The sequence below is a fragment of the Candidatus Limimorpha sp. genome, from assembly GCF_056203535.1.
Map to the genome: position 1 here is coordinate 1 of NZ_JBADWU010000025.1, position 23,597 is coordinate 23,597.

Annotated in this window: 20 protein-coding genes; 8 read left to right on the top strand and 12 right to left on the bottom strand. The window is 43.8% G+C overall.

Annotated features, from left to right (window positions below):
• Positions 1-406 precede the first annotated feature (406 nt).
• From AC06MN_RS02955 to AC06MN_RS02980, 6 genes are all read right to left on the bottom strand, one after another.
• A complete protein-coding gene (locus AC06MN_RS02955) occupies positions 407-2,368 on the bottom strand; it encodes an ABC-F family ATP-binding cassette domain-containing protein (protein ID WP_475670863.1) in 1,962 nt (653 codons plus the stop codon).
• Positions 2,369-2,416: 48 nt separating this feature from the next.
• Entirely contained in the window at positions 2,417-5,341 is a 2,925-nt protein-coding gene (locus AC06MN_RS02960) for a T9SS type A sorting domain-containing protein (RefSeq protein ID WP_475670864.1), read from the bottom strand.
• A gap of 5 nt (positions 5,342-5,346) precedes the next feature.
• Positions 5,347-8,331, bottom strand: coding sequence for a T9SS type A sorting domain-containing protein (locus AC06MN_RS02965; protein WP_475670865.1), 2,985 nt, complete (start codon positions 8,329-8,331; stop codon positions 5,347-5,349).
• A 3-nt stretch (positions 8,332-8,334) separates the two neighbouring features.
• The gene (locus AC06MN_RS02970; protein WP_475670866.1) at positions 8,335-9,642 is read right to left on the bottom strand and encodes an outer membrane beta-barrel protein; all 1,308 of its coding nucleotides are present in this window, start codon (positions 9,640-9,642) and stop codon (positions 8,335-8,337) included.
• 142 nt (positions 9,643-9,784) lie between these two features.
• A complete protein-coding gene (locus tag AC06MN_RS02975; RefSeq protein ID WP_475670867.1) occupies positions 9,785-10,786 on the bottom strand; it encodes a FecR family protein in 1,002 nt (333 codons plus the stop codon).
• A 79-nt stretch (positions 10,787-10,865) separates the two neighbouring features.
• Complete coding sequence (locus AC06MN_RS02980; protein WP_475670868.1) at positions 10,866-11,408, bottom strand: RNA polymerase sigma-70 factor; 543 nt, start codon at positions 11,406-11,408, stop codon at positions 10,866-10,868.
• A gap of 286 nt (positions 11,409-11,694) precedes the next feature.
• Between AC06MN_RS02980 and rplU the strand changes: the two genes are divergently transcribed.
• From rplU to rsmA, 5 genes are all read left to right on the top strand, one after another.
• A complete protein-coding gene (gene rplU, locus AC06MN_RS02985) occupies positions 11,695-12,006 on the top strand; it encodes a 50S ribosomal protein L21 (protein WP_475670869.1) in 312 nt (103 codons plus the stop codon).
• A 23-nt stretch (positions 12,007-12,029) separates the two neighbouring features.
• Positions 12,030-12,302, top strand: coding sequence for a 50S ribosomal protein L27 (rpmA, locus tag AC06MN_RS02990; protein ID WP_475670870.1), 273 nt, complete (start codon positions 12,030-12,032; stop codon positions 12,300-12,302).
• A 132-nt stretch (positions 12,303-12,434) separates the two neighbouring features.
• On the top strand, positions 12,435-12,935 hold the full coding sequence (locus AC06MN_RS02995) for a hypothetical protein (RefSeq protein WP_475670871.1): 501 nt from the start codon (positions 12,435-12,437) through the stop codon (positions 12,933-12,935).
• Positions 12,935-14,788 carry a tetratricopeptide repeat protein gene (locus AC06MN_RS03000; protein ID WP_475670872.1) on the top strand — a complete coding sequence of 618 codons (1,854 nt, stop codon included), beginning with the start codon at positions 12,935-12,937 and terminating at the stop codon, positions 14,786-14,788. Before AC06MN_RS02995 ends, AC06MN_RS03000 begins: the two co-directional genes overlap by 1 nt.
• 44 nt (positions 14,789-14,832) lie before the next feature.
• Positions 14,833-15,618: a 16S rRNA (adenine(1518)-N(6)/adenine(1519)-N(6))-dimethyltransferase RsmA gene (rsmA, locus tag AC06MN_RS03005; protein WP_475670873.1), complete on the top strand. Its 786-nt coding sequence runs from the start codon at positions 14,833-14,835 to the stop codon at positions 15,616-15,618.
• 100 nt (positions 15,619-15,718) lie between these two features.
• Here rsmA and AC06MN_RS03010 read toward each other — a convergent pair whose 3' ends face one another.
• Positions 15,719-15,892, bottom strand: a complete 174-nt coding sequence (locus AC06MN_RS03010; protein WP_475670874.1) for a hypothetical protein — start codon at positions 15,890-15,892, stop codon at positions 15,719-15,721.
• Between the two features lie 38 nt (positions 15,893-15,930).
• On the opposite strand from AC06MN_RS03010, the gene AC06MN_RS03015 reads away from it, so the two are divergent.
• The 3 genes from AC06MN_RS03015 to AC06MN_RS03025 all read left to right on the top strand — a co-directional run bounded on the left by AC06MN_RS03015 (position 15,931) and on the right by AC06MN_RS03025 (position 19,433).
• Positions 15,931-17,013, top strand: coding sequence for an adenine-specific methyltransferase EcoRI family protein (locus AC06MN_RS03015; protein ID WP_475670875.1), 1,083 nt, complete (start codon positions 15,931-15,933; stop codon positions 17,011-17,013).
• Positions 17,014-17,016: 3 nt separating this feature from the next.
• On the top strand, positions 17,017-18,183 hold the full coding sequence (locus AC06MN_RS03020; RefSeq protein WP_475670876.1) for an HNH endonuclease family protein: 1,167 nt from the start codon (positions 17,017-17,019) through the stop codon (positions 18,181-18,183).
• A gap of 92 nt (positions 18,184-18,275) precedes the next feature.
• Positions 18,276-19,433: an ATP-binding protein gene (locus AC06MN_RS03025; RefSeq protein ID WP_475670877.1), complete on the top strand. Its 1,158-nt coding sequence runs from the start codon at positions 18,276-18,278 to the stop codon at positions 19,431-19,433.
• A 59-nt stretch (positions 19,434-19,492) separates the two neighbouring features.
• On the opposite strand, the gene AC06MN_RS03030 is transcribed toward AC06MN_RS03025, so the two are convergent.
• From AC06MN_RS03030 to AC06MN_RS03050, 5 genes are all read right to left on the bottom strand, one after another.
• Complete coding sequence (locus AC06MN_RS03030) at positions 19,493-20,731, bottom strand: FtsX-like permease family protein (protein ID WP_475670878.1); 1,239 nt, start codon at positions 20,729-20,731, stop codon at positions 19,493-19,495.
• Positions 20,728-21,072: a 30S ribosome-binding factor RbfA gene (rbfA, locus tag AC06MN_RS03035; RefSeq protein ID WP_475670879.1), complete on the bottom strand. Its 345-nt coding sequence runs from the start codon at positions 21,070-21,072 to the stop codon at positions 20,728-20,730. Before rbfA ends, AC06MN_RS03030 begins: the two co-directional genes overlap by 4 nt.
• Positions 21,073-21,223: 151 nt before the next feature.
• Positions 21,224-21,676: a D-aminoacyl-tRNA deacylase gene (gene dtd, locus AC06MN_RS03040; RefSeq protein ID WP_475670880.1), complete on the bottom strand. Its 453-nt coding sequence runs from the start codon at positions 21,674-21,676 to the stop codon at positions 21,224-21,226.
• A gap of 105 nt (positions 21,677-21,781) precedes the next feature.
• Complete coding sequence (gene holA, locus AC06MN_RS03045) at positions 21,782-22,786, bottom strand: DNA polymerase III subunit delta (RefSeq protein WP_475670881.1); 1,005 nt, start codon at positions 22,784-22,786, stop codon at positions 21,782-21,784.
• A 26-nt stretch (positions 22,787-22,812) separates the two neighbouring features.
• Entirely contained in the window at positions 22,813-23,583 is a 771-nt protein-coding gene (locus tag AC06MN_RS03050; RefSeq protein WP_475670882.1) for an AMP nucleosidase, read from the bottom strand.
• Positions 23,584-23,597 lie beyond the last annotated feature (14 nt).

Consider the following 23,597-nt stretch of genomic DNA (forward strand, 5'->3'; position numbering starts at 1 on the left):
CTATCAAGATAAGACTTCCAAATGGCAAGGTGTGCTTCAGGACGCTCTACACATCTGCCCAGCACAAGGCCGTGAAGTCGCTGGTCGATGCCCTCGCGTGCGCGTATGAGCGCAAGGGTGACGCATAGTCAAAGTCAGGAACATGAGGAATATACACATTTCGAAAGGCATCTACAGTTGCCATGTCCACGACTTTGACTGAAATTTGCGAAGTTTCAATCCATCACAAACAGAGCGTAAGTAAACGCTTTTCAATACTTTAATCATCACCGCACCCAACAATGAATGCGATAAAGAACCGCACAAAAATAAGAAAAGAATTTATTGCAACAGGCCAAAAACGGCTTTTATTTTTCATGCAAGTAAAGACATGGTAACACAAGACTTTGAAAATCAATTTTTAAGTCTACTCTCCCGCCTTAAATTCGGCCTCCAAATCCTCACGTTCAATCTGTTTTTCGCCCCATTCGTCAATCAAAGCCTGCAATTCCTCTTTCTTCTTGCCGTAAGTCCAATAGAAATCGTTGTCAACCTTATGCTCGGGATGCGCATCAGGATTGGCCATAATTGCATCAAGTTCAGCGATTTCCGCTTCCATTTTGCCTATGGCATCCTCCAAACGCTGGATTTCCTTGTCGATTTTTCGGAAACGCGCATCAAACTGCTTCTTGCGTTCGTAGTTCTGCTTGTTTTGCGATTGCGGAACCGGTTCAGCGGCCTTAGGCGCTTGCTTGGCTGCTGCCTCCAACTCCTTCAAATGCGTGAGGTTCTTCTGCTCCAAAAAATCGTAAATGTCGCCAATGTATTCCTTAATGTTCGGCTTGCGGAATTCATAAACCTTATTCGTCAGGCCTTGCAGGAAATCACGGTCGTGCGAAACGATAATCAAGGTGCCATCATACTGAATCAGAGCGTTTTTCAGAATGTCTTTCGAAAGCATGTCCAAGTGGTTGGTCGGTTCGTCGAGGACAAGCAGATTGGTCGGGAAAAGCAGCATCTTCGCCAAGGAAAGACGCGCCTTCTCACCACCCGAAAGCACCTTCACCTTCTTGTCGATGTCATCGCCACGGAAAAGGAAAGAGCCCAACAAGGTCTTGACTTTCAGGCGCATTTCGCCAACAGCCACATCGTCCAAAGTTTCAAAGACAGTCTTATTCATATCCAACATATCCTGCTGGTTCTGTGCATAATAGCCAATCTTCACTTCGTGGCCCAATTTCACCTCGCCTTCATAATCAAGAACGCCACAAATTATTTTCGACAAAGTGGATTTGCCTTCGCCATTGCGCCCGACAAAAGCTATCTTCTCCCCTCTCGGAATCAATAAGTTGACATCTTTCAGAATCTGTTTTTCACCGTATGCCTTTGAAACATGGTTCAGTTCTAAGCTGACCTTGCCCGAATGTGGCGCAGGCGGAAACTTGAAATGAATGGCCGTGCTGTCGATGTCATCAATCTCGATTTCCTCCATTCTTTCCAACTGCTTCACACGGCTCTGCACCTGCTTTGCCTTGGTCGCCTTATAGCGGAAACGCTCAATGAAAGCCTCAATGTTTTTTATTTCGCGCTGCTGGTTTTCATACGCAGAACGCTGCATATCAACACGTTCTTCACGCAAAGCGACATAATCGGAATAAGAAGCCTTGTAATCGTAAATCTTGCCATTGGATATTTCAACCGTACGAACAGTGATGTTATCCAAAAAAGCGCGGTCGTGCGAAACCATCAGAATGGCACCATAATACGATTTCAGGAAAGTCTCCAACCACTGAATTGATTCAATGTCCAAGTGGTTGGTCGGTTCGTCCAAAAGCAAGAGATTCGGCTTTTTCAGCAAGATCTTTGCCAGTTCCACGCGCATCTGCCAGCCATTGCTAAACTCCTTCATCGGTCGAAACATATCATCGTGACCGAACCCCAAGCCAACCAAAATGCGTTCCGCTTCGCCTTCGATGGAGTTGCCGCCCAACATTGCTATTCTATCGTTCAAATTGGTAAGCTTATCAATAAGCTTCTGATATTGCGCACTTTCATAGTCCGTCCTTTCCGTCAATTCCTGCTGCAACCTTTCGGCATCGCGCTCCAACTGATGATATTCATCGAAAGCCGTCAAGGCCTCGTCCAAGACATTCTTTTCGCTATTGACATTTTTCTCTTGCGGCAAATAACCAATCGTAACGCCCTGGGGGATAATCACATCGCCCTTCGATGGCTGTTCGATACCGCAAATCAATTTCAGAAGCGTGGTTTTTCCCGCGCCGTTTTTGCCTACCAGACCGATACGGTCTTTTTCGCGAATCAAAAAGGAAATGTCGGTGAAAAGGTCTTCACCCGTGAAGTGCATACTGAGGTTCTGAACAGAAATCATATTTTACCAATTTGAGCGGCAAAGATAGTGATTTTAGACGCGACAAAATCAATGCGCAAGCATCACGCGGTGAGTTTCCGTACCATTTTGCGATACGACGCGAAGCAAATACAAGCCATCGGCACAATGCGACAAATCAATTTGAATTTCATCGGCATTGCAATCGGAAACGAAAACATTTCTGCCAAAAGCATCAAAAACAGCGACTTGGTTAATATTTTGTCCCGAAATCATGATCTTTCCATCCGTCGGATTCGGATAAACATTTTGCGAAAGGCTGTATTCATTCAAATCCCAGGCATCGTCAACTACAACGAAATCTTGTGCCGGATTATGCAAAGATGCTGCCGGTTCCGATTCGCAACCAGATTCATATTCAGCCCTCACCTGATAGTAGAAAACACTGTGAACATCACCGACAAGCACATCCTTATATTGGTAAAAACCGACATTTTCGTCATACGAAACCGATGCAATCAATGAATAATTCTGATTGTCATACGAGCGATAGACATTGTATTTCAACAGGTTATCATTTTCCGCTTTTGAGAACTGATTGGTCACAAAAGCACGAAGCATCCATGTGTAATCCAAGTTGTAATACGACAATTCGTTCCATGCAATGCCATCCATCGATACCCAAGAACCATTCGGGTTGCCCGTTGCAGCGCAAGCAGCCGCAGGATAAGTGATGCCATGTTGACCAATCACCACCCAAACCGACTCGTTTTCAGGCAAATTCAAATTCGTCGTCAACGTTTCGGTATGCCAATCGTTGCAACCATCAAGGCTCATGTTCTGATAATGCACCAAAGTATGTGGCGTGATTTCTTCGCCAAAATAAATCCAAATCTGATACGCGCCTGCGGCAATATCGAACAACGAGACTTTCGACAAAACCGCCCCCGAATAGGCCGCCAAATCCGCGGCATCGAACTTTATGCCCCAATAGATCATGCCGTCGGCGCCTAATGCCGTGTCGTACAATCCATTATCATAATAAAGCCATTCCGCAATCGGTTCGGGACGGATTCCCCACGAAATCAAGGCTCCGAAATCGTTCTCATCGTCAAAATAATTCTCGCCTTCCAGATTTTGCGGCGGATTGCAAAGCAAAGGATTGTAAACACTCACCGACTCAAAGCATGACATAGAATAGTAAGCCTCAGGCAATTGACCGTCGTAAACCAAACGCACTTGCCACCAAGTCTCGCCGTATGGCAATGGTTCTTCATCTATGAAAAACGCGTCAGTCGTGAAACCAACAAATTGCTCATTACGATAGCAAACGGCACCTATTAAACTGTCAGCCAGAGGATTATTCCAATAGATTCTGGTACCTTCAGGAATACGTTCAGCAGACAAGCCATCCAAAGTCGGAGGAAAATCAGAGCAGGAACGATAGGTGAAAAATGCCTCCACCCAATTGCCAGCGCCCGACAAATAGACAGGACGCACCTTTAACAAATAAGTCTCGCCCGAAACAAAATCATCCACAGCCAACTGATAATGCAGATCAGAAGTCGTGCAGACAGGTACAGTGTCCAACATGATTTCAAAACACTGAACCGAAGGCAGCAACGAATCCGGCATCGACCATATAGCCCAACCCGTCGACGACACATAAAGGCTATCCAATTCGTATTTCTTTTCCATCAGTTCAACTTGATAATCAACATGTTCTGAAACATTTACCAAAGAATCCGAAACAAATTCCTCATAACCAGCCAGACTAACTGTGACCCAATAATCGCCACGCACAACCTCACTAATCAGGCAGTGCCCCACTTCGTCGAGCGTTGCATGATAATTGGTGCCCAAAGTGTCGGACGAAACCAAGGAAACGTTTGCTCCAGTAGGAATCAAGCCGGAATTTGTCGTGGCAAACACCTCAAATTCAGTCGTTAAGTCCTTATCAAGTCCATTCGACCAAACGATTTCCGATTCACCGCGATTGCCTTCGTAAATGCAGCTCACACCATAATAATATTGTCCCCAAGGCAAATTGTTCCAGCCCACATCTACAAATGAAGAATCCGTCAAATGCGAAGCCAAAAGCATAGGCGATTCATTGAAACGACGGCGGTAGAGCTGATAATATTGGAATGAACGATTATCCGTTTCAGATTTAGCCAAAGCATTGAAAAAGCGAATGTTATCAATATAAAAGCAATCCTCGCCAACATCAAAAGAAGCATCCTTCACATAACTCCAACGGAAAACATGAGGACCTTCGTCAACATCGAAAGAAACTTCCTGCCAATCGCTTTCGCCCGAATATTCACCCATTTTCACATCATCAATATAAAAACTTCCACAATCCCAAGGACTTTCGGAAGAAATCCTTTCATAGAAACTTATTCTACTGTCAACGAGGAGATTAACAACAACTTCGATTTCCGAAACGCCTGACCCAATGCATTCGCACGAAGACTTCATGCAATATGAGCCTTGATAGGGATTGGTCTCCGTAATTGCCCAAGGATACTCCGAAATGCCATTGTTCCAATCCAATTTCGAGAAATCGCCCGTTTCGAAATCCTCGACCAAAGCCGAATTGCTTTTCGCCCAGTTGACCTTCACCATCGAATTGGCAAAAGGCCGCGCCATGACATACTGAACAGGACTATACAACTCATGCAAAACGAAATCGATATGGTCAATCAACAAAGAATCAACCACTACAATTGAATCAGGAAACATACAATCAGCATAACCATTTGCTGACGCAACTACCTGATAAACACCAACATTCATCGCACCATAAAAACAGCCTGTCGAATCGGAAAGAAAACTATATGAAACTGTATCACCTTGAAAATCAACTCTATTGAATATCACAGCAGCATTTACAATAGGTGTAGAGCCATCCTGTTCTACCACCGAACCTGTCACCGTTCCGTCAGCAAAAGCATGGGAACCGATAACAAGTTGAAACACAACGGCAAACAACAATGACAACCTATTTTTCATACCATCTATTTTACAAACCTAACACAAGTTTCCGAACCATCATTTTGCAAATGCAGGACAAAAATCCCCTTCGGCAAATCACTGACTGACAGCATAATATTTCCGGAAGCATCAGAAAAACACGTTTCCGAAACAAGGATTTCGCCTAAAATATTCACAACCATCAACTGATATTTTTCCGCTTTCACCAAACCCGAAACCATCAATTCATCAGCGGCAGGATTGGGAAAAACCGAAACCGATTTCAAATCATTTTGATTTCCACGGTGCATAGCGACGCTGCTTTCACGATTGACAAACAAATGCAAATCAGTTATTTGAGACTCATCGGGAGAAATAGTGACCGCTTCGCAAAGCCCTCGGCCATAACGCGGCAAATCGGCCATGACATAATAAGAGCCAAACAACAGATTGCGCAGCGAGAAACGTCCACGTTCATCGGTAATGGTAAAGCCCAGAACACGCTCCTTCGTGGAATTGAGCAAAGTAATGCAGGCATTTGACAAGCCATCAACACAAAAAGAAGCAGCAGTGCCATCGCGCAGCCACGACTGACAATAGAAATCACCAGCCTTGAAATCCATTTCCGGATAATCGAAGACACCGCTAATCAAGCCATTACCCGAAGAAAACGCTGTCTGTATCTCAGGCAATTTGATGTCAACGTCATACACATTGCCATTCACCTTTATCAAATTCGATTCGTTCCATAGCAAATCATTCAAATAATACGAACCGCCACAACTCAAGTCCAAGGTATCAGGAAAAGCATAAACGGTGTAGGTATCGGCCAGCAAAGTACCAAATTCAAACTCACCATTTTCATCAGAAACTGTTCTGTAAAATCCTGATACAAAATTATTTTCATCACCGACGGCGACTGCCAGAACCTGTGCATTCGGATAAGGAAAATCTCCGCGCCAAACTCTTCCTGACAAGGCAAATTCCTCATACAATTCATAAACGACCGTATCGGAAACGTGCCCGCAATACGACCAGGCATCAAGCGCAAGCTTCACTTTTCTATTTTCCTTTTCAATCTCACCAGGATAATAAACCGAATGTAAATCAGCAGGATTGATGAAGAAGCCATCGCCACAAGTTTTCCAACAAATCGAATCATAGTGCTGGGCATCAGCATCATCGAGCAGAATAGGCCTATCAACTCCCGAATAGGAATCGGCACCCGCATAGACCATAAGCTGCCCAAACAGCCGCAATTTCATCGAAGCAGTCTTCACATCATCGCCCGATGTAACGCGGATGGAAAGGATTACCTCGCCCGCTTCATAATCTTCGGCAGAGGGAAAGTATGTAGTCGTAAGTGCCAATGGATCAGAGAAATTTCCCGTTCCGGATGTGCGCCAAAGAAAACTATTATAGGAATAAGGGATGCTGGCGTCTCTAATCGTAAAGCCACTTGACGGAGCGCACATCGTGGCATCTTCGCCCGCGTATGGATAAAAATCAGCGAAAGCGTAGGCACTTCTGCCTGCCGCCATGAAACCATTTACGTCGCATGTCCTATCGCAAGCCACAACGGCAACATTTTCAGCCAAATAAGTCGGCAAAATATAGGAATTTCCATAAACAGGTTCGCTGTGATGGTTGAACTTGTAGAAATCAAAATCGCCATAATACAAAATGTAATGACTGAAATCGGTCTCTGGATTTTCATCCCACGAAATCTTCCAATTGCCATTAATAAACTGCTTCTTCACATGTGCCGGAGGTGAAATCGGAGCCGTCGTATCACATTCCAGCAAAAAGTCATCATACACAATTTCACCAAGTTCTGGATTATCATGCTGGTCAAAAACACATCTTCCTATTTCTTGATTCGAAGTCCGATGCCAATAGTTTTTCTCCATATTGACCGTATTTGCCGAATTGTTTTCAAACAGCACGACATTTTCGTGATGGAGGAAATTGTTGAAGTGCCATTCATTGCCCGTCGAAGTGAACGATGCCAAAGTGGAATTCATTTCGCTAAAAACATTGCCCGAAAAACAAGTCGTTCCATTCGGTCGCAAATCCGTTATGGTCTGCCCATTGTCGTAAAAAGTATTCTGTTCAACGACCAACTGACAGTTATTCAACATATTGAGCGCCTCATCGTTTTTCCAGAAAATATTGTTCCGAATGATAAGCGAATCCATACCCGCACGAATGCCATACGACGAATAACCGATATTACCCGAAGGCAAACCGGAAGAAATCACGTTGTTCATCACATAATTTTTCCCGCTTTCGGTCATCACACCGACTTGCCTATCGAAATAAAGCGCCGTTGATGCTTTTTGGAAACAATTGGAAATGACGTAGTTATCGCGACATTTCCAGCCATACGAAGTATTTGAAAACGTCAAGTTGATTTGTCCCTGATCGAAATTATTGTGCGAAAAGACATTCCCGACACAATTGCGTGCCTGCGATTTCAGTTCAACGCCTGAGACGCATTGCGAAAACAGGCAACTGTCGACCAAAAAACGGTCGCAATCAGTCAAATCCAAGCCTTTTCCTGCATAATAATTATGGAAACCGCACCTTTTAATAATGACATCCTCACAATTGGAAGCCACGATAGCAACCTGAGAACCACGCATTTCCGCAAATGCAATACTCGACATCGATTCTGAACTGATATTTTTCAACTGAACGCCATTCCAATCATGCGATAACTCGTATGGCAGCAGATAAACGGAATCGTTAGCCTTGCCTTCGATAACCAGGCTGCCACCATCGATACGCAAAAACGCCGACTGACCAAACAGTATCTTCACGCCAGGCTCAATGCAAAGCGAACCGTTGTCGGCGACCAGCAACGACTGCGCAACAAAATACACCGAATCCTGACCCATTTTCGGCAAAATAAGACTTGTTGAAACCGTTCCGTCAATCGGGACATAGCACTGAGCCTCAGACTGATAAGTCAATCCAAAGAAAGAAAGCATCGTCAAAAACAGCCCTATCAATCCGAATCGGTTCATTGCTTAGAAATAATAAGTCAAACCTAATTTCAACACAGCGGATTGCATCTTCAAATTAATCAGATAATCCGTTTTGTAAAGCGAACCGACATGGCGGCGGTAATCCAATTCCGGCACCAGTTCCAATCGCTCTCCGACCTTCAAGGCAGCTCCAAATCCCAACGAATAATTGTATTTCGCCGTTTCAGCATACTTATCTAAATCATTGGTATAAAACGGTTTATCCATTGAAAACATGGAACCATGCGCATTCAATAAAAAGTCTATTGAAATTTCTGCCTTTACAAACAACCTGAAATATTCAGCCGCAAACAAGTCGTAGGAGCAGAAAACGCCAACGCCCAAATAATTCAGGCGATTATCTTCGCGGCACGAAAAGTCATGCGATTCCAACGGAACATACACCGAATCGAGCACATAACAGAAAGACGTATCGCCAGACACCTGATTGACAACATAATAAGTGTCCAAAGTATCGTTCACAAAATAATTGCCTTCCGTCACAGTCCTATCCATGGCAAAACGATAATGCAAGGATCGGTACGACAAAGTCATGCCATAACTCAAACGGTTCTGCTTATAACCAGCCTCTGCCGTAACGCCATTCGTGGCAACATGCGACAAATCAACCGACTGATTATAAAGGTTATAAAGTTCCTCAAAATCAGGGTCGTTCAGACTTTGTTTCAAATCTCCCCAAGCATAATCGTAGGAAAGATTGGCGAACCAGCCATTATCACGGAACGAAGGCCAATTGAACGCTATCGGGTTCCGTTTCCGAATGAAAGTGGTATCATGCTCAACAACAGTCTTTTGCTTCACAACCGTATCGCGTTGAATCAGGATCCTCGTCACAAACAAGGTATCGAAAATCCGCAATGTGTCGGCTTGACGGTTCAAAACCGTGTCAACCTTATGATTTTCGACCACCGAAGGAACGGCTGGGTCATTGGTGTGATTTTCAGGATATACGGGCACAAAAGCTGGCATTTTCTTGATCACATATTGCCGTCCGATTTTCTTGAAGCCATAGTCGGTGCCTTTCAGCAAATCGCGCAGCACCTCGTCGATGGGCTTGTAGGAACACGAATAAGCCTGAATGTGAACCTGCGAAAGTTCGGCCTTGCTAAACGCCACATTGACATCATATTCGGCAAAAAGTTTTTCCAAAGCCACATCAAGCGAACACGACTCAACGGAAAACGAAATCACGGGGTCAATCACCTGTGAAAACGATTGCCGAGGCATCATCAGACTGAAAAACAGGAAAAGGAATACACCTGCCAGCGCAATATGTATTTTTTTATCCATTTGATTATCAACATGTTTTGAGAGAAATCCCATACACAAACCTCTTTTTTTGACTTCAAAATTGGCTGCTAATTTACAAAAAACCTAAATCAACAGACAAAATGAATGTCAAAAAGACAAAAACATGAAGGAAAAAGATTGTTTAGCGAAGTTCGAAAGTAGAACCCGATTTCACCAATTCGAGATTGGCGACGGCGGCAATGGTTTCAAGGACATCGTTGATTGGGTCGTCGGTGAAACGCACCGTAATCTTTCTTTCGGCCTGAGCCTCAGCAAGATTGATATTTACGTTGTAAATGTATTCCACGGTTTCGATTATCACGCGCAATGTCTCATCATTGAAGACAAGCTCGTGATTTTTCATCAGTTCGTCCTTCTTCACATCCATGGCAGAAACGAGCACCAATTCGTTGGCTTCGTTGAACATACCACGTTCACCAGGAAGGACCTCTATAGAACTGATTTCATGACCTTTCTTATCAACTGCACTCATTTTCACTTTGCCAGAATACAAGTCAAGAACCTGATCGTCAGCATTCAACATGAATGAAGTGCCGAGGACTTCAATCTGCATATTGTCGCAACGGATAATGAAAGGTTTTGAAGCATCCTTGGCCACATCAAACGAGGCGACACCTTCAAAATCGACTTGACGCAAAGTCTTGCCAAACGATTTTCCATAGGTCAATTCCGATTCGGAAGCGAAAGTCACCGTAGTGCCATCAGGAAGCTCGCATGACATATTGGCGCCGAAATCACTTGAAGCCAGAACCGTCTTGGTGCTGAAAGGTTTCGCCACGAAGAAACTGACTATCAGAGCAACCACAACCGCAGCGGCAACGCCGGAGACATATTTGTAATTCTTCTGATACCAGGATAATTTCACCGTTGGTGCAACTTCTTTCGCTTTTTCAGCCTCAATCTCATCAATGCGCGAATTCACTTTATCCAAAGCGGCCTCAACATCAATGTTTTCAGGCATTTCAAAAGCCGTGAGTTCCCAAACGGTCTTCAAAGACTCAAAATGAAGACGATTTTCATCGCTTTCGGCAATCCATGAAAGCAGAATCTGAGCATCTTCGGAAGTGCAAAGCCCATCCAAATAGCTCATTATCAACTCATCATATTGATTTACCTTACTCATTTTGTTTCTTTATTCACTTATAAGACTAATAACTCGCGTTTTACCCTTAGTCGAAAACGCATTTTTTTCAAAAAAAAAATCAAATATAATCTTTCAAGCCTTCCTTGAGCTGTTTTATGGCCGCACTCATGTGAGCTTCGACCGTCTTTTGCGAAAGATTCAACTTTTCAGCAATCTCGACATATTTCAATCCATCGAAACGACTCAGCATGAAAACCTCACGACGCTTTTCAGGCATTCCGGCCACGATTTTACGATAAGCATCTTCAAGATTCTGACCTTGAAGTTCCTCAGAGGCATCGAAAGCCTCACCTTCCTCAGAATAAACCGAAAGATTGGCTTCGGCATGGGAACGCTCCTTATTAATATAGGTAAGGGACAAATTGCGCACCGACTGCATCATGTAGGAATTAAACGAAGAATTAATGGAAAGGCTCTCGTGATTAGTCCACAATCTGACGAAAAATTCCTGCACGACCTCATCGGCCACATCCTCATCGGCCACAAAGCGAATGCAAAAACGCGACAAAGGCGCGTAAAACTGGCGGAAAAGTTTATTGAAAGCCTCCCTGTCGCCCGACTTTACGTTTTCAACAATGATTTGCAACTCGTTTTCTGTCATTACCTTATTTTATTAAGGGGAAAAGTGCGGCAAAAATAATCTTTTTTTACACTCAAAGAAGGATTAATAATGCCAAAAACCGAAAAAAGCATTAATCAAGCAACGAATTAATAGTCAGATTATTCATCATAAAATAATGATTCATTGATATTTACGAATAGCGAACAAATCAAAGGACTGAAAATTAATGATAAAAAATGAAAGAAACATTTGTTCAATCGAAAAATTGTGTATTTTTGCAGTCCGAAAAAAAGAATAGGAATCAGTATCTAAAAGATATCGAGAAATGTACGCAATAGTAGAAATCGCAGGACAACAGTTCAAAGTGACGAAAGGACAACAATTATTCGTCAACAGACTGCAAGGAGAAGAAGGAAGTAAAGTTTCTTTCGACAAAGTATTATTAATTGAAAACGAAGGTTCGACGAAAGTAGGAGCCCCGACGGTAGCCGGCGCCAATGTCGAAGCCACTATCATGCAGCACTGCAAAGGCAACAAAGTTATCGTTTTCAAGAAGAAAAGAAGAAAAGGCTATCAGACATCTAACGGTCACCGTCAGTATCTGAGCAAGGTCGTAATTGATAACATTACAGAGTAAAAAACCCGAAAAATCAGAAAGATATGGCACACAAAAAAGGCGTTGGTAGTTCCGAGAACGGTCGTGAGTCCGCTAGTAAGCGACTCGGCATTAAACTTTTCGGTGGACAAGCTGCAGTAGCAGGTAACATCATTGTTCGTCAGCGTGGTACAAAACACTATCCTGGCAAGAACGTAGGCATTGGCAAGGATCACACCTTGTATGCAAAATGTGACGGCATTGTCGAATTCGTGAAGAAAAGAGACAACAAGTCATTCGTTTCAGTCCTCCCAGTCGAAGGACAAATCACTGAATAATAATTTTATTCATAACATACATTTTTACCCGATAGGTCTCCCCGACCCATCGGGTTTTTTTGTTGCCATTTCCATCACAATTAATCTAAAAGCAGTATCTTTGCAACTTACATTTGATTAATCAGAAATCCTATGAAAAACAAAGTCAAAATCGCCCTCACATTCTTCATCAGCTTGGCATTTTGCGCCTGCCAAGAACAATCGGCAACTACCGAAATCCTTAAGTTGCAGAGACAGGCGAAAGCCGACATAAAGGCAATGCAACACATTGAAAAAGAATATTATGCAGAAGCCAATGAAGACTATCATTTCTGCGATTCAATGTTGCAGTTCGTGCCAAAAGAGAAACTGGAGGAATATTTCAACACCCTCAACCTCGCCCAAGCCTACCTTATTCAGTTCCAAGAAGTGAAGCCTGTCATGGAACGGAAATTCGACTACCTGCAACAGCAGTTGGAAAACCTTCAGGACGACATTGCGACAAACTATGTCAACGACTCGTTGGCAAACATTTATCTTTCAGACGAACAGAAAGTTGCCGACACCTTGCATGAACAGGTCCTCTATTTCAGCGACCGCTTGAGCGCACAGAAAAACGAACTGAACTCGCTCAGAAAAGCCATGAAACAGTGATGAAAAACCGTTTTGCCACCATATTGTTTTTTCTATTTCTGGCCATTTCGGCAAATGCCCAAATCTCTTCTTCCGCCAAAGAATCGGCAAAGAAAAGGCAGTCGCCAAAAAACGAGCAACGCCAAATCGATGACCAAATGGCGAGCCAATGCTTCATGAACCAGGACTATGAAAAGGCGAAGGAAATCTACGCGAAACTATACAAAGACTATCAGCAGATTAACTATTTCAACCAATACATCGAATGTCTGATTCGGCTAAAAGACCTTGACGAAGCCGAAAAGAAGCTCAAATCCTTCACTAAAGACAATCCGAATCAAGTAAAAAGCAAAGTTGACCTGATTTACGTTTACCTTTTGAATGACAAAAAAGACAAGGCCGAGAAGCTTTTCAATGAGATTATGAAAGACTTGCCCGAAAACGCAAACGTCATTCAGAGTTACGTCAACACATTGCGTTCCAGAAACTTAAACGAACAGGCTCTGGCTGTCCTTGAGAAAGGTGCCAAAATCAACAACGAAGGACGGACATTCAACCTGGACCGAGCCTACATTTATCAGGCCATGGCCAACTATCAGGAAGCCTTCCATTACTATTTCCTTGAACTTGAAGACAATCCCGACCAATACAAGTCCATCAAGATGCGGCTCCAATCGATGCTGTTCTACGATGTGAACAAAAGCATTACAGATGAATTGCGCATCGCATTGCTGAAAAAGACGCAAGAAAAACCTGATAACGTGCAATTTGCAGAGCTTTTGGTATGGTTAGCCTTGCAGGAAGAAGACTACGACATCGCCCTTGAACAATGCAAAAGCATCGACCGACGCGGCAACGATCAGGAAGCACAGATCATCAGTCTTTCCAACATCTGTTTGGACAACCGGCAATACGATGTCGCTCACGACGGTTTCGACTACATAAGGAAAAAAGGCAAAAGCCACCCGCTGTATGCCGATGCTTTAATCGGTCTCATCAATTCTGATTATCAGAAATTTAAAGCAGAAAACGTAACCGACAAAAAGTCGTACGAAACACTTGCCAATCGCATTTCGGAAGCCTACGAAGAAGTCGGGGCAAACGAATACGCCAATCTGGTTGTGACACAAAGCGACATCATGGCCTATCAACTTGGTCAGCAAGACGAAGCCATTTCTTTGATAGAAAGCACTTTGGAACAAACCACGGGAAAGATTGAGCAGGCTCGGCTGAAACTAAAATTAGCCGACATCTACCTTCACGAAGACGAAGTTTGGGAAGCCACATTGCTTTACAGTCAGGTTGACAAAAGCATGAAAGAAGAGCCGTTGGGACATGAAGCGCGTTTCAAAAACGCACAATTGCGCTATTTCATCGGCGAATTTGCCTGGGCGCAGGTGCAACTCGATGTATTGAAAGCCGCCACTTCCAAACTCATTGCCAACGATGCCATGACCCTGACACTCATCATCAAAGACAACCTGGAGTCCGACACCACCGGAATAGAGCTTTGCCGTTTGGCAAAAGCCGATTACCGCATTTTCCAACATAAAGACGATGAAGCCTTGACCCTTCTCGACGACATCATCAGTAACGGCAACGAAACAAGCATTCCACATGCCCTATTCCGCAAGGCGCAAATCACTGAGAAAAACAAGGATTACGAATCGGCGAAAAACATTTACATGAGCATCGTTGAACGCTATGCCTACAGCTACATGGCCGATGCCGCGCTGATGCAAGCCGCATTGATTGAGCAAAACAACCTGAAAGACAAAGCATCAGCAGCACAACATTACGAAAAACTGATTGACGAATACCCGACAAGCATCTATACCGCTCAAGCGAAGAAAAATTATCGGAAAATCCAGTAGAGACGCGATTCATCGCGTCTCCTGACGTACAAATAGAACAAACAATGAACGAAGTAAGACCCAAGAAAAGCCTAGGGCAACATTTTTTGACCGACCAAAGCATTGCGCAACGCATTGTGGAACAGTTATCTCCCGATTTGGAATCAGTGATTGAAGTCGGTGCTGGAACTGGTGTGCTCACGCAATACATGGTCAACGAAATCATGGACAAGTTCTATGTGATTGAGATTGACACCGAATCCATCGACTATCTGAAAGAGAATTTCCCGATGTTAGGCAATCATCTCATTCATGGCGATTTCCTCCGTGCCGACCTCAACCAATATGGCAAACAGAATATGGGCATCATTGGCAATTTCCCCTACAACATCAGCAGCCAGATTTTCTTTCAGGTACTGAAACACAAGGATTTGGTCGTTGAAGTCGTCGGGATGGTGCAGAAGGAAATGGCCGAACGCATGGCGTCCAAGGAAGGCAGCAAGACCTACGGCATTTTGAGCGTGCTGATGCAGGCCTGGTACGACATCGACTATCTGTTTACCGTTCACGAAAACGTGTTCAACCCGCCACCAAAGGTGAAATCGGCAGTCATAAAGATGAGGCGCAACACCACCACCGACTTAGGTTGCGATGAAAAATTATTCGTGACTATTGTGAAGCAAGCCTTTAACCAGCGACGCAAGACCATGCGCAACTCGCTCCGCTCGCTGCTAAGCCCAGAAATCATCGATAACGAAATCTTCAACAAACGTCCCGAACAGCTTTCGGTGAAAGAATTCATCGATTTGACGAATCTGATTGGGGAAAATAGTAATTTTGCACAGAAATAACACAAAACATATCTAAACAAAAAAGAGAGTTATAACACAACATAATTAAAACATAAAGCATTCGCTATCGTTTCACGTTCACCCGAAAAGCCCAGGAAACTTATTTGGAATAGAACAAACAGAAACGATTTGAGGCAATTCTCCGTGGAATTGACCTTGCCGATTTATGATAGAAATGCTCGCGCTTCGGCGTGAGTTTTCTTGAAATCGGCAAAGGCTCCATTCCTGGGCTGCCTTGGTGAACGTGCAAGAGGCTCACGCCTTTCTTTTGCACGTTTGCGTGATTTGATAGCCGCAAAACTATCAATCACTATGGCAGGAAACAGCAATCTCGGCGCAGCAAAATCGGCAAAAAACGATGAGTTCTACACACAATACGCCGACATAGAAAAGGAAATAAACGCATACATTGAATACAATCCCAATGTGTTCCGTGGCAAGACGGTGCTTTTGCCTTGCGACGCCCCCGAATGGAGCAACTTCACCAAATATTTTGCCCAAAACTTTGAAACGCTTGGCCTTAAAAAGCTTATCAGCACCAGCTATGCGGTAGAAAGCAAGCAGTATAAAGAAGGCTATCAACTGACGCTGTTCGAAGAACAAAGTCCGAACTTTGACGAGAACAAGACGCGCAAAAACGGCAAAATATTCGTGCTCGACCACGATACGAACAACAGCGGACGCATAGACATAAACGACCTTGAATGGCACTACCTTGAAGGCGATGGCGACTTCCGCAGCAACGAAGTCAAGGCCTTGCGCAATGAGGCTGACATTATTGTTACCAATCCGGCATTTTCATTGTTCCGCGAGTTTTTGGCTTGGATTGTTGAGGCCGACAAACAGTTTGTGATTATTGGCAATATGAATGCCATTAGTATGAAAGAAATTTTCCCTTTACTAAAAGGAAACCAAATTTGGTTGGGTAAGGAATTTGGAGCAAAAGAATACTGCACACCAAATGGAGAAAAACAAAAAATGGGAAACACCTGCTGGTTTACAAATATTGACCACGGACGCCGCCACCAACCACTTTCGCTTATGACGCAGGCAGACAATATAAAGTTCAGTAAGCACAAAGAAATTAAAGGAAAAGGATATATGCATTATGATAATTTTGATGCAATAGACGTTCCCTATGTTGACGCTATACCTTCAGATTATACTGGAATTATGGGAGTTCCAATTAGTTTTATGGATAAATATTGTCCAGAGCAATTTGAAATAATTGGACATCCTCACGGAGACGCGGGTGTCAAACTTGGGCTGAAACCATATGACAGAAAATTGAAACAGATTAATAAGGGATTACGAGATGGAGATTTGTATTATATAACAAAAGAAGGAATTATAGAATTACCATATCGACGCATATTAATCCGCAAAAAACAATAACAAATGAAGACAACACTAAGAACCGACATTACAATAGCCGACATTTGCAAAGGCTTTGTATACAACGAATTGGAGGGCAAAGGGCTGTTCGGGCTTTCAGGCTCGCTAACCATTCAGCCTGAATACCAACGCAACTACATTTACGCCGACGGCAGGCGCGATGTGGCCGTGATAGAATCGATACTTGCCGGCTATCCGTTGGGGCTTATCTATTTCAACGAGCCAGCCGAAAGCAAATACGAAGTTCTTGACGGCCAGCAGCGCATAACCTCATTTGGACGCTACGTTACGGGCAAGTTCGCCATTAAGATTGACGGCATGGAGCAGTATTTCAGCGGTTTGGCAAAAGACCAACAGGAAAAGATACTGCAAACTCCGCTTACCATCTACATTTGCCAAGGCGAGGAAAAGGAGATAAAAGACTGGTTCAAGACCATCAACATTGCAGGCGTTCCGCTCAACCAGCAGGAATTGCGCAATGCCATTTTCAGCGGAGAATTTGTCACGCTTGCCAAGGCCGAATTCAGCAACAGCCAAAACGCCAACGTGCAGAAATGGAGCGCTTACATTAAAGGCACGACCATCAGGCAAGAGATATTGGAGTGCGCTTTAGATTGGGTGTCGGCAGCACAAGGCAAAACCATCGACAACTATATGAGCGAGCACCGTCACGACACGAACATAAACGAACTAAAGGCATACTTTACCAGCGTAATCGATTGGATTAGCAGCGTGTTTAACGATGTGGAAAACGAAATGCGCGGCTTGGAATGGGGGCGTTTGTACGAAACCTATCACACACGGGCCTACAATCCCGATGAAGTTCAGAGCCGTGTTCGTGCCCTCTATGCCGATGTGTTTGTGAAACGCAGCGGCGTGTTTGAGTATGTTCTTGGCGGTGAGCAAGACAAGCGTCTGCTTGAGATTCGTTTGTTCGAAGAACCGGTAAAGAAAGCCAAATATGCACAGCAAAAGAAAGAAGCCGAGGAAAAAGGCATTTCAAACTGTCCGTTGTGTGCGTGTGGCAGCAATGCCAACCGGACAAAAATCTGGAAATACAGCGAAATGGATGCCGACCATGTAACAGCATGGAGTCGCGGCGGAGCAACCGACATAAGCAACTGCGAAATGCTTTGCAAGACACACAACCGTAGCAAGGGCAATAAATAATCATAAAAAACGGACTTCCACTCCATAAATTTCAATAAAAAACGGAGTACAACTCCGTTTTTTTCATATTTTTGCCGCAAAATAAAATGGCTATGGTAAAAAGAATATTGGACAGGACGTACTTTTCGGATGAAAACATGTTTCTGTTTGGCGCAAGGCAAACGGGAAAAACATCGCTGCTGTTAGAACTATTTCCTGAAGCGAAGTTCTACGATTTGTTGGAAAACAACACTTACGAGCGTTTGCAGCGCAACCCTTCGCTGCTGAGACAAGATTTGGAAATGTGTGAGGAAGGCACTTTGGTCATCATTGATGAAGTCCAGCTGATTCCTGCCTTATTGAATGAAATCCAATGGCTTATCGTCAGAAAGAACCTACATTTCATTATGAGCGGTTCAAGCGCACGCAAACTGCGCCGAAGCGGAGCCAATATGCTTGGCGGACGCGCTACGCTCAACTTCTTATACCCTTTCGTCAGTGCCGAACTGCCTGATTTCGACCTTAACAAAGCGGTGAACCAAGGCATGTTGCCACGGCATTATCTCGCCCGCAACGACAAATACTGGGCAATGATTCAAGCCTACGTTTCAGTGTATTTAAAGGAAGAAATCAAGGCAGAATCATTGGTCAGAAACTTATCGACTTTCAACCGATTTTTGGAAGTAGCCGCCCTGACCGATGGCGAAATGGTGAATTACAACAACATAGCACAAGACTGCGGCATTGATGCAAAGACCGTAAAAGAGTATTTTGCCATTTTGGAAGAGACCTTAATCGGCTATATGGTGCCAGCTTACAGCAAGACTGTGAAAAGGAAACTGCGTCAATCGCCGCGCTTCTATTATTTCGATGTTGCCATTCCGAATTACCTGCTATCGCGACGGGCCATGCAACCCGGTTCTGCCGATTTCGGGCACGCCTTCGAGCATCTTATCATTCAGGAAATCATCGCTTATATGGGTTATCACAACATCGACAACGCCTTATCCTATTGGCACACTTACAACGATTACGAAGTGGATGCAGTCTTAGGTGACGCACAAGTCGCCATCGAAATCAAATCGAGTGAAGAAGTGCAGTCGAGGCATCTTCGCGGACTGAAAGCATTCAATGAGGAACATCCCGAAGCACGGCTTATTGTCGTTTCATTAGATGCTAATCCAAGACTTTTCAACAGAGTTGAAATTTGGCCTGCAAAACAATTCCTTGAACAACTTTGGGCCGGAAAAATCTTCAGGAATAATGAGTAAAAAACGGACTTCCACTCCATAAATTTCAATAAAAAACGGAGTACAACTCCGTTTTTTCATCATTTTGCCTTCAGGGAGAAGCCTTCCTTTTTCATGGCATGACGGACAGTCAGGAAAGCCGAAGTGCAGCCAACGACAAGAATTGTGGCAAAAATAATGAAGACATCCTTCATTTTCAGCAGAACCGGATAGGCATCCACAATATAATTTCCGCCGCCTGAACCGAATTTTATGAAGCCGAAATGTTGTTGCAAAAGGACGGCTAAAATGCCTATAACCAAGCCAATAATGCCGCCGACAACAGAAATCAGAAGCCCTTCGTTCATAAAGACACGTTGAAGGAAATTCCTGTCTGCGCCCATGGCTTTCAGAATTTCCGAGTCCTTTCGCTTGTCAATCATCAGCATGGAAAGCGAACCGACAACATTGAAAGTGGCAAGGATTAGAATGAAAGTGAGAATGGCATAAACCGCCCATTTTTCGGAATGCATGATGCGATATAAAGTCTCTTGCTGCTCCTGTTGATCCTTGATGACAAAGCCATCGCCAAGCATCGATTTCACTTCCTTTTTCACCTTACGCACATCGGCATTTTGAGACAAAAAGAGTTCCATCTCCGTCGCTTTATCCTCATATTCAAGCAATTCCGACAACCATTGAAAAGGAACCAAAACGATTTTTTCATCCATTTCCTGCTCGGTGGCAAAAACACTTTGAACGCTCAAAACACCCGAATTAAAACTGTTTTCAAGGCTCATTGAAGATGCATTACCACGTTTGGGAACATAAACCCGCACAACCGAATAAGGATCGTAGGCATTGATGCCCAAATACCAAGCCACGCCAGCACCAGGTACCGCAAAATCATAATCTCCATCAGAAAGCAACAAGGTATCCTGATTGAAAACGACCTCTTTCATTCGTTCAATCTTCTCATAATCAGCACCAACGCCCTTCACTTGACCGATATGCTGCTTGTCGTTGGCACGGAAAAGCGCATCTTCAGTAAGAGTTGGCACGACATAATCAACACCTTGAATAGATAACAGTCTTTCGCTCGGAAAACTTTGCAAATCAATCGTTTTTCCAACGGAAGACGAAATCTGGATGTCAGGTGTCAGGCGGTTGTTCAATGAAGAAATGACATCTTCCAGACCATTGAAAACCGAAAGCACAACAATCAAGGCAAAAGATGCCACACTAATACCAATGATGGAAATCCAAGTGATGATATTAATAAGGTTGTGACTTTTTTTCGCCAGCAAATAACGGGTCGCTATAAAAAGCGGTGTCTTCATTTCTTCGGATGAAGCAGATTGTCAATGTTTTCAATGTAATCCAAAGAATCGTCGAGATAGAAACGCAGTTCGGGAATCACGCGCATCTGATGACGGATGCGGTTACCCAGCAAGCCACGAATGGCTTTTGCATTCTGACCGACTTCATCAACGACTTTCTGCTTGTCGTCAACGCCGAAAATGCTCAGATAAACCTTGGCATACGACAAATCGGAAGTCACATTGACATTCGTCACCGTCATCATCAAAGAAGGAACGGCCGGACGCAATTCCTTTTGAAAAATATCGCTCAATTCCTTCAATATCAGTTTATTTACTTTTTCTAATCTTTTTCCGTCCATATAGGTATAATTTAAAGATTTAATTATTTAAAATTCAAAGACTTAAACTATTGGTTATCGGTTTTCAGTTCTCAGTTTTCGGTTTACCGATTACTGAAAACTGTAAACCGATAACTGAGAACCATATACGATGCAAAAGTAACAAAATCCATCATTCGCGGTTCTTGGAATCCATGATAATCGTAACCGGTCCATCGTTAATCAGTTCCACATCCATCATGGCGCCAAACTCGCCACATTGCACTTCGCGACCTGAAATTACAGCCAACTTGCTCAAAAACAATTCATAAAGCGGGATTGCCTTTTCGGGACGGGCCGCACGGATGAAACTCGGGCGGTTGCCTTTTTTCGTCATGGCGTGGAGCGTAAACTGGCTCACAACCAAAAACGAACCTTCAATCTGATTAATGTCTAAATTCATGGCATCGTTTTCATCGTCGAAAATGCGCATCTTCGACAACTTGGTGCAAAGCCATTCCACATCTTCCTCATTGTCAGCATCTTCAATGCCGAGCAAAATCATCATTCCCTTCCCTATTTCGGATTTCAGTTTTCCGCCAATCGTAACCGATGCTCTTGAAACCCTTTGCGCTACAATTCTCATTTTCAGTATTTTTTAAATATGTTCAAAATTGTTTAAAATGCGCTTTGCGCGTCCAATTCTTGAACTTTTTGAACCATTTTTTTCAATCTTTCTTTACCCAGTGCCTCAACAATTATGTAATATTCTGAAAATCATTTCCCTATACAAATCCTTCTCGTTGACATCGCCATTGTTGTAGCCGACTGCCTTCAAGTCAAATTCACGCAAAATGGTAATGCAGCGCACACAATCGGCAATGGAATAATTGCTCATGGCGGTCATGTAATCATTGAGGAAAAAAGGATTCACGCCCAAAGCCGTTGCCAAACCGTTTCTCGACCTGTCGGTGGCATAATGGCCCTTGAGCAATTTCGTGAAATAGCCATACAATGTGATGGCCGTCACCAATAGCGGATTATCCTTGGCATTATCACCGAAATAATTCACTATCTGATTGGCTTTCAATACATCACGAGTTCCAATGGCATTTTGCAGCTCAAACACATTGAAATCTTTGGAGATGCCGATATTCCGTTCAATGTCAATGTCTTCAATGCGTTTTCCTTTGGGAACGGCAATGGTCAGTTTGGTCAGTTCGTTGTTGATTTTATGCAAATCCGTACCCAAAAAATCGGCCAGCATCTGTTCCGCTTTCGGTGAAATGGTGTAACCCGATTCCTTCAAACGTTCACGAATCCAAGATGGTATGTTGTTGTCATACAGCTTTTTAGACTCAAACAAAACGCCACGTTTGTCAACCTGCTTGGCAAACGACTTGCGCTTGTCCAACTTTTTATATTTGTAGCCGAAAACCAAAACCGTCGTTTCGGGAATGGAATCCAGATACTTTTCGAAATCCTCGATATTCTTCAAATCCTGCGCTTCCTTGACGATGACGACCATTTTGTCGCCCATCATCGGGAAACTGCGGGCATGGTTTGCAACCGTCTCCACATCCACATCGCGGCCATACACAACAATTTGGTTGAAAGCCTTATCAGCCTCATCAAGTGCCTCATCTTCAATGATATCGGAAATCAAATCAATAAAATAAGGCTCCTCACCCATTAAAAAATAAATAGGTGCAAACTTCTTCTTGCGAATGTCGGAAATTATCTCCTGATACGTCATTTTTTAGAAATATTGAATTTCAACTATCAGTATTTCAAGTGTTTGACCGTCGTTCCATTGTTGATTAACTGACGCAACGAATCAATGCCGATACGCAAATGCTCGCCAACGAAATTCTTGCTGACGCGCTTGTCGCTCTCTTCCGTCTTGACACCTTCAGGCGTCATCGGCTGGTCAGAAACCAACAGCAAGGCGCCAGTCGGAATTTCATTATAAAAACCGACCGAAAAGATAGTCGCCGTCTCCATATCGACCGCCATGCAGCGGATTTTGCGCAGATAATCCTTGAAATCATCATCATGTTCCCAAACGCGGCGGTTGGTCGTGTAGACCGTCCCCGTCCAATAATCACGGCCATAATCCCTTATGGTTGTGGAGATTGCCTTTTCGAGGCTGAAAGCAGGCAAGGCCGGAACCTCTGGTGGAAAATAGTCGTTTGAAGTACCTTCACCGCGAATGGCAGCGATAGGAAGAATCAAGTCTCCGACACGGTTTTTGCGTTTCACGCCGCCGCATTTTCCAAGAAAAAGAACGGCTTTCGGATTGATGGCACTCAGCAAGTCCATGATTGTAGCTGCGTTGGCACTGCCCATGCTGAAATTGATAATCGTGATTTCGCCATCCGAAGCACATGGCATCGACTTGTCGCGACCTACCACCTCAATGCCTTGCCAATCGGCAAACATGTCCACATAATTCTGAAAATTAGTCAGAAGGATGTATTTTCCGAACTTTTCCAACGGCAAGCCCGTATAGCGCGGAAGCCAATTTTCAACAATTTCCTTTTTTGTTTTCATTATCAAACTTTTCG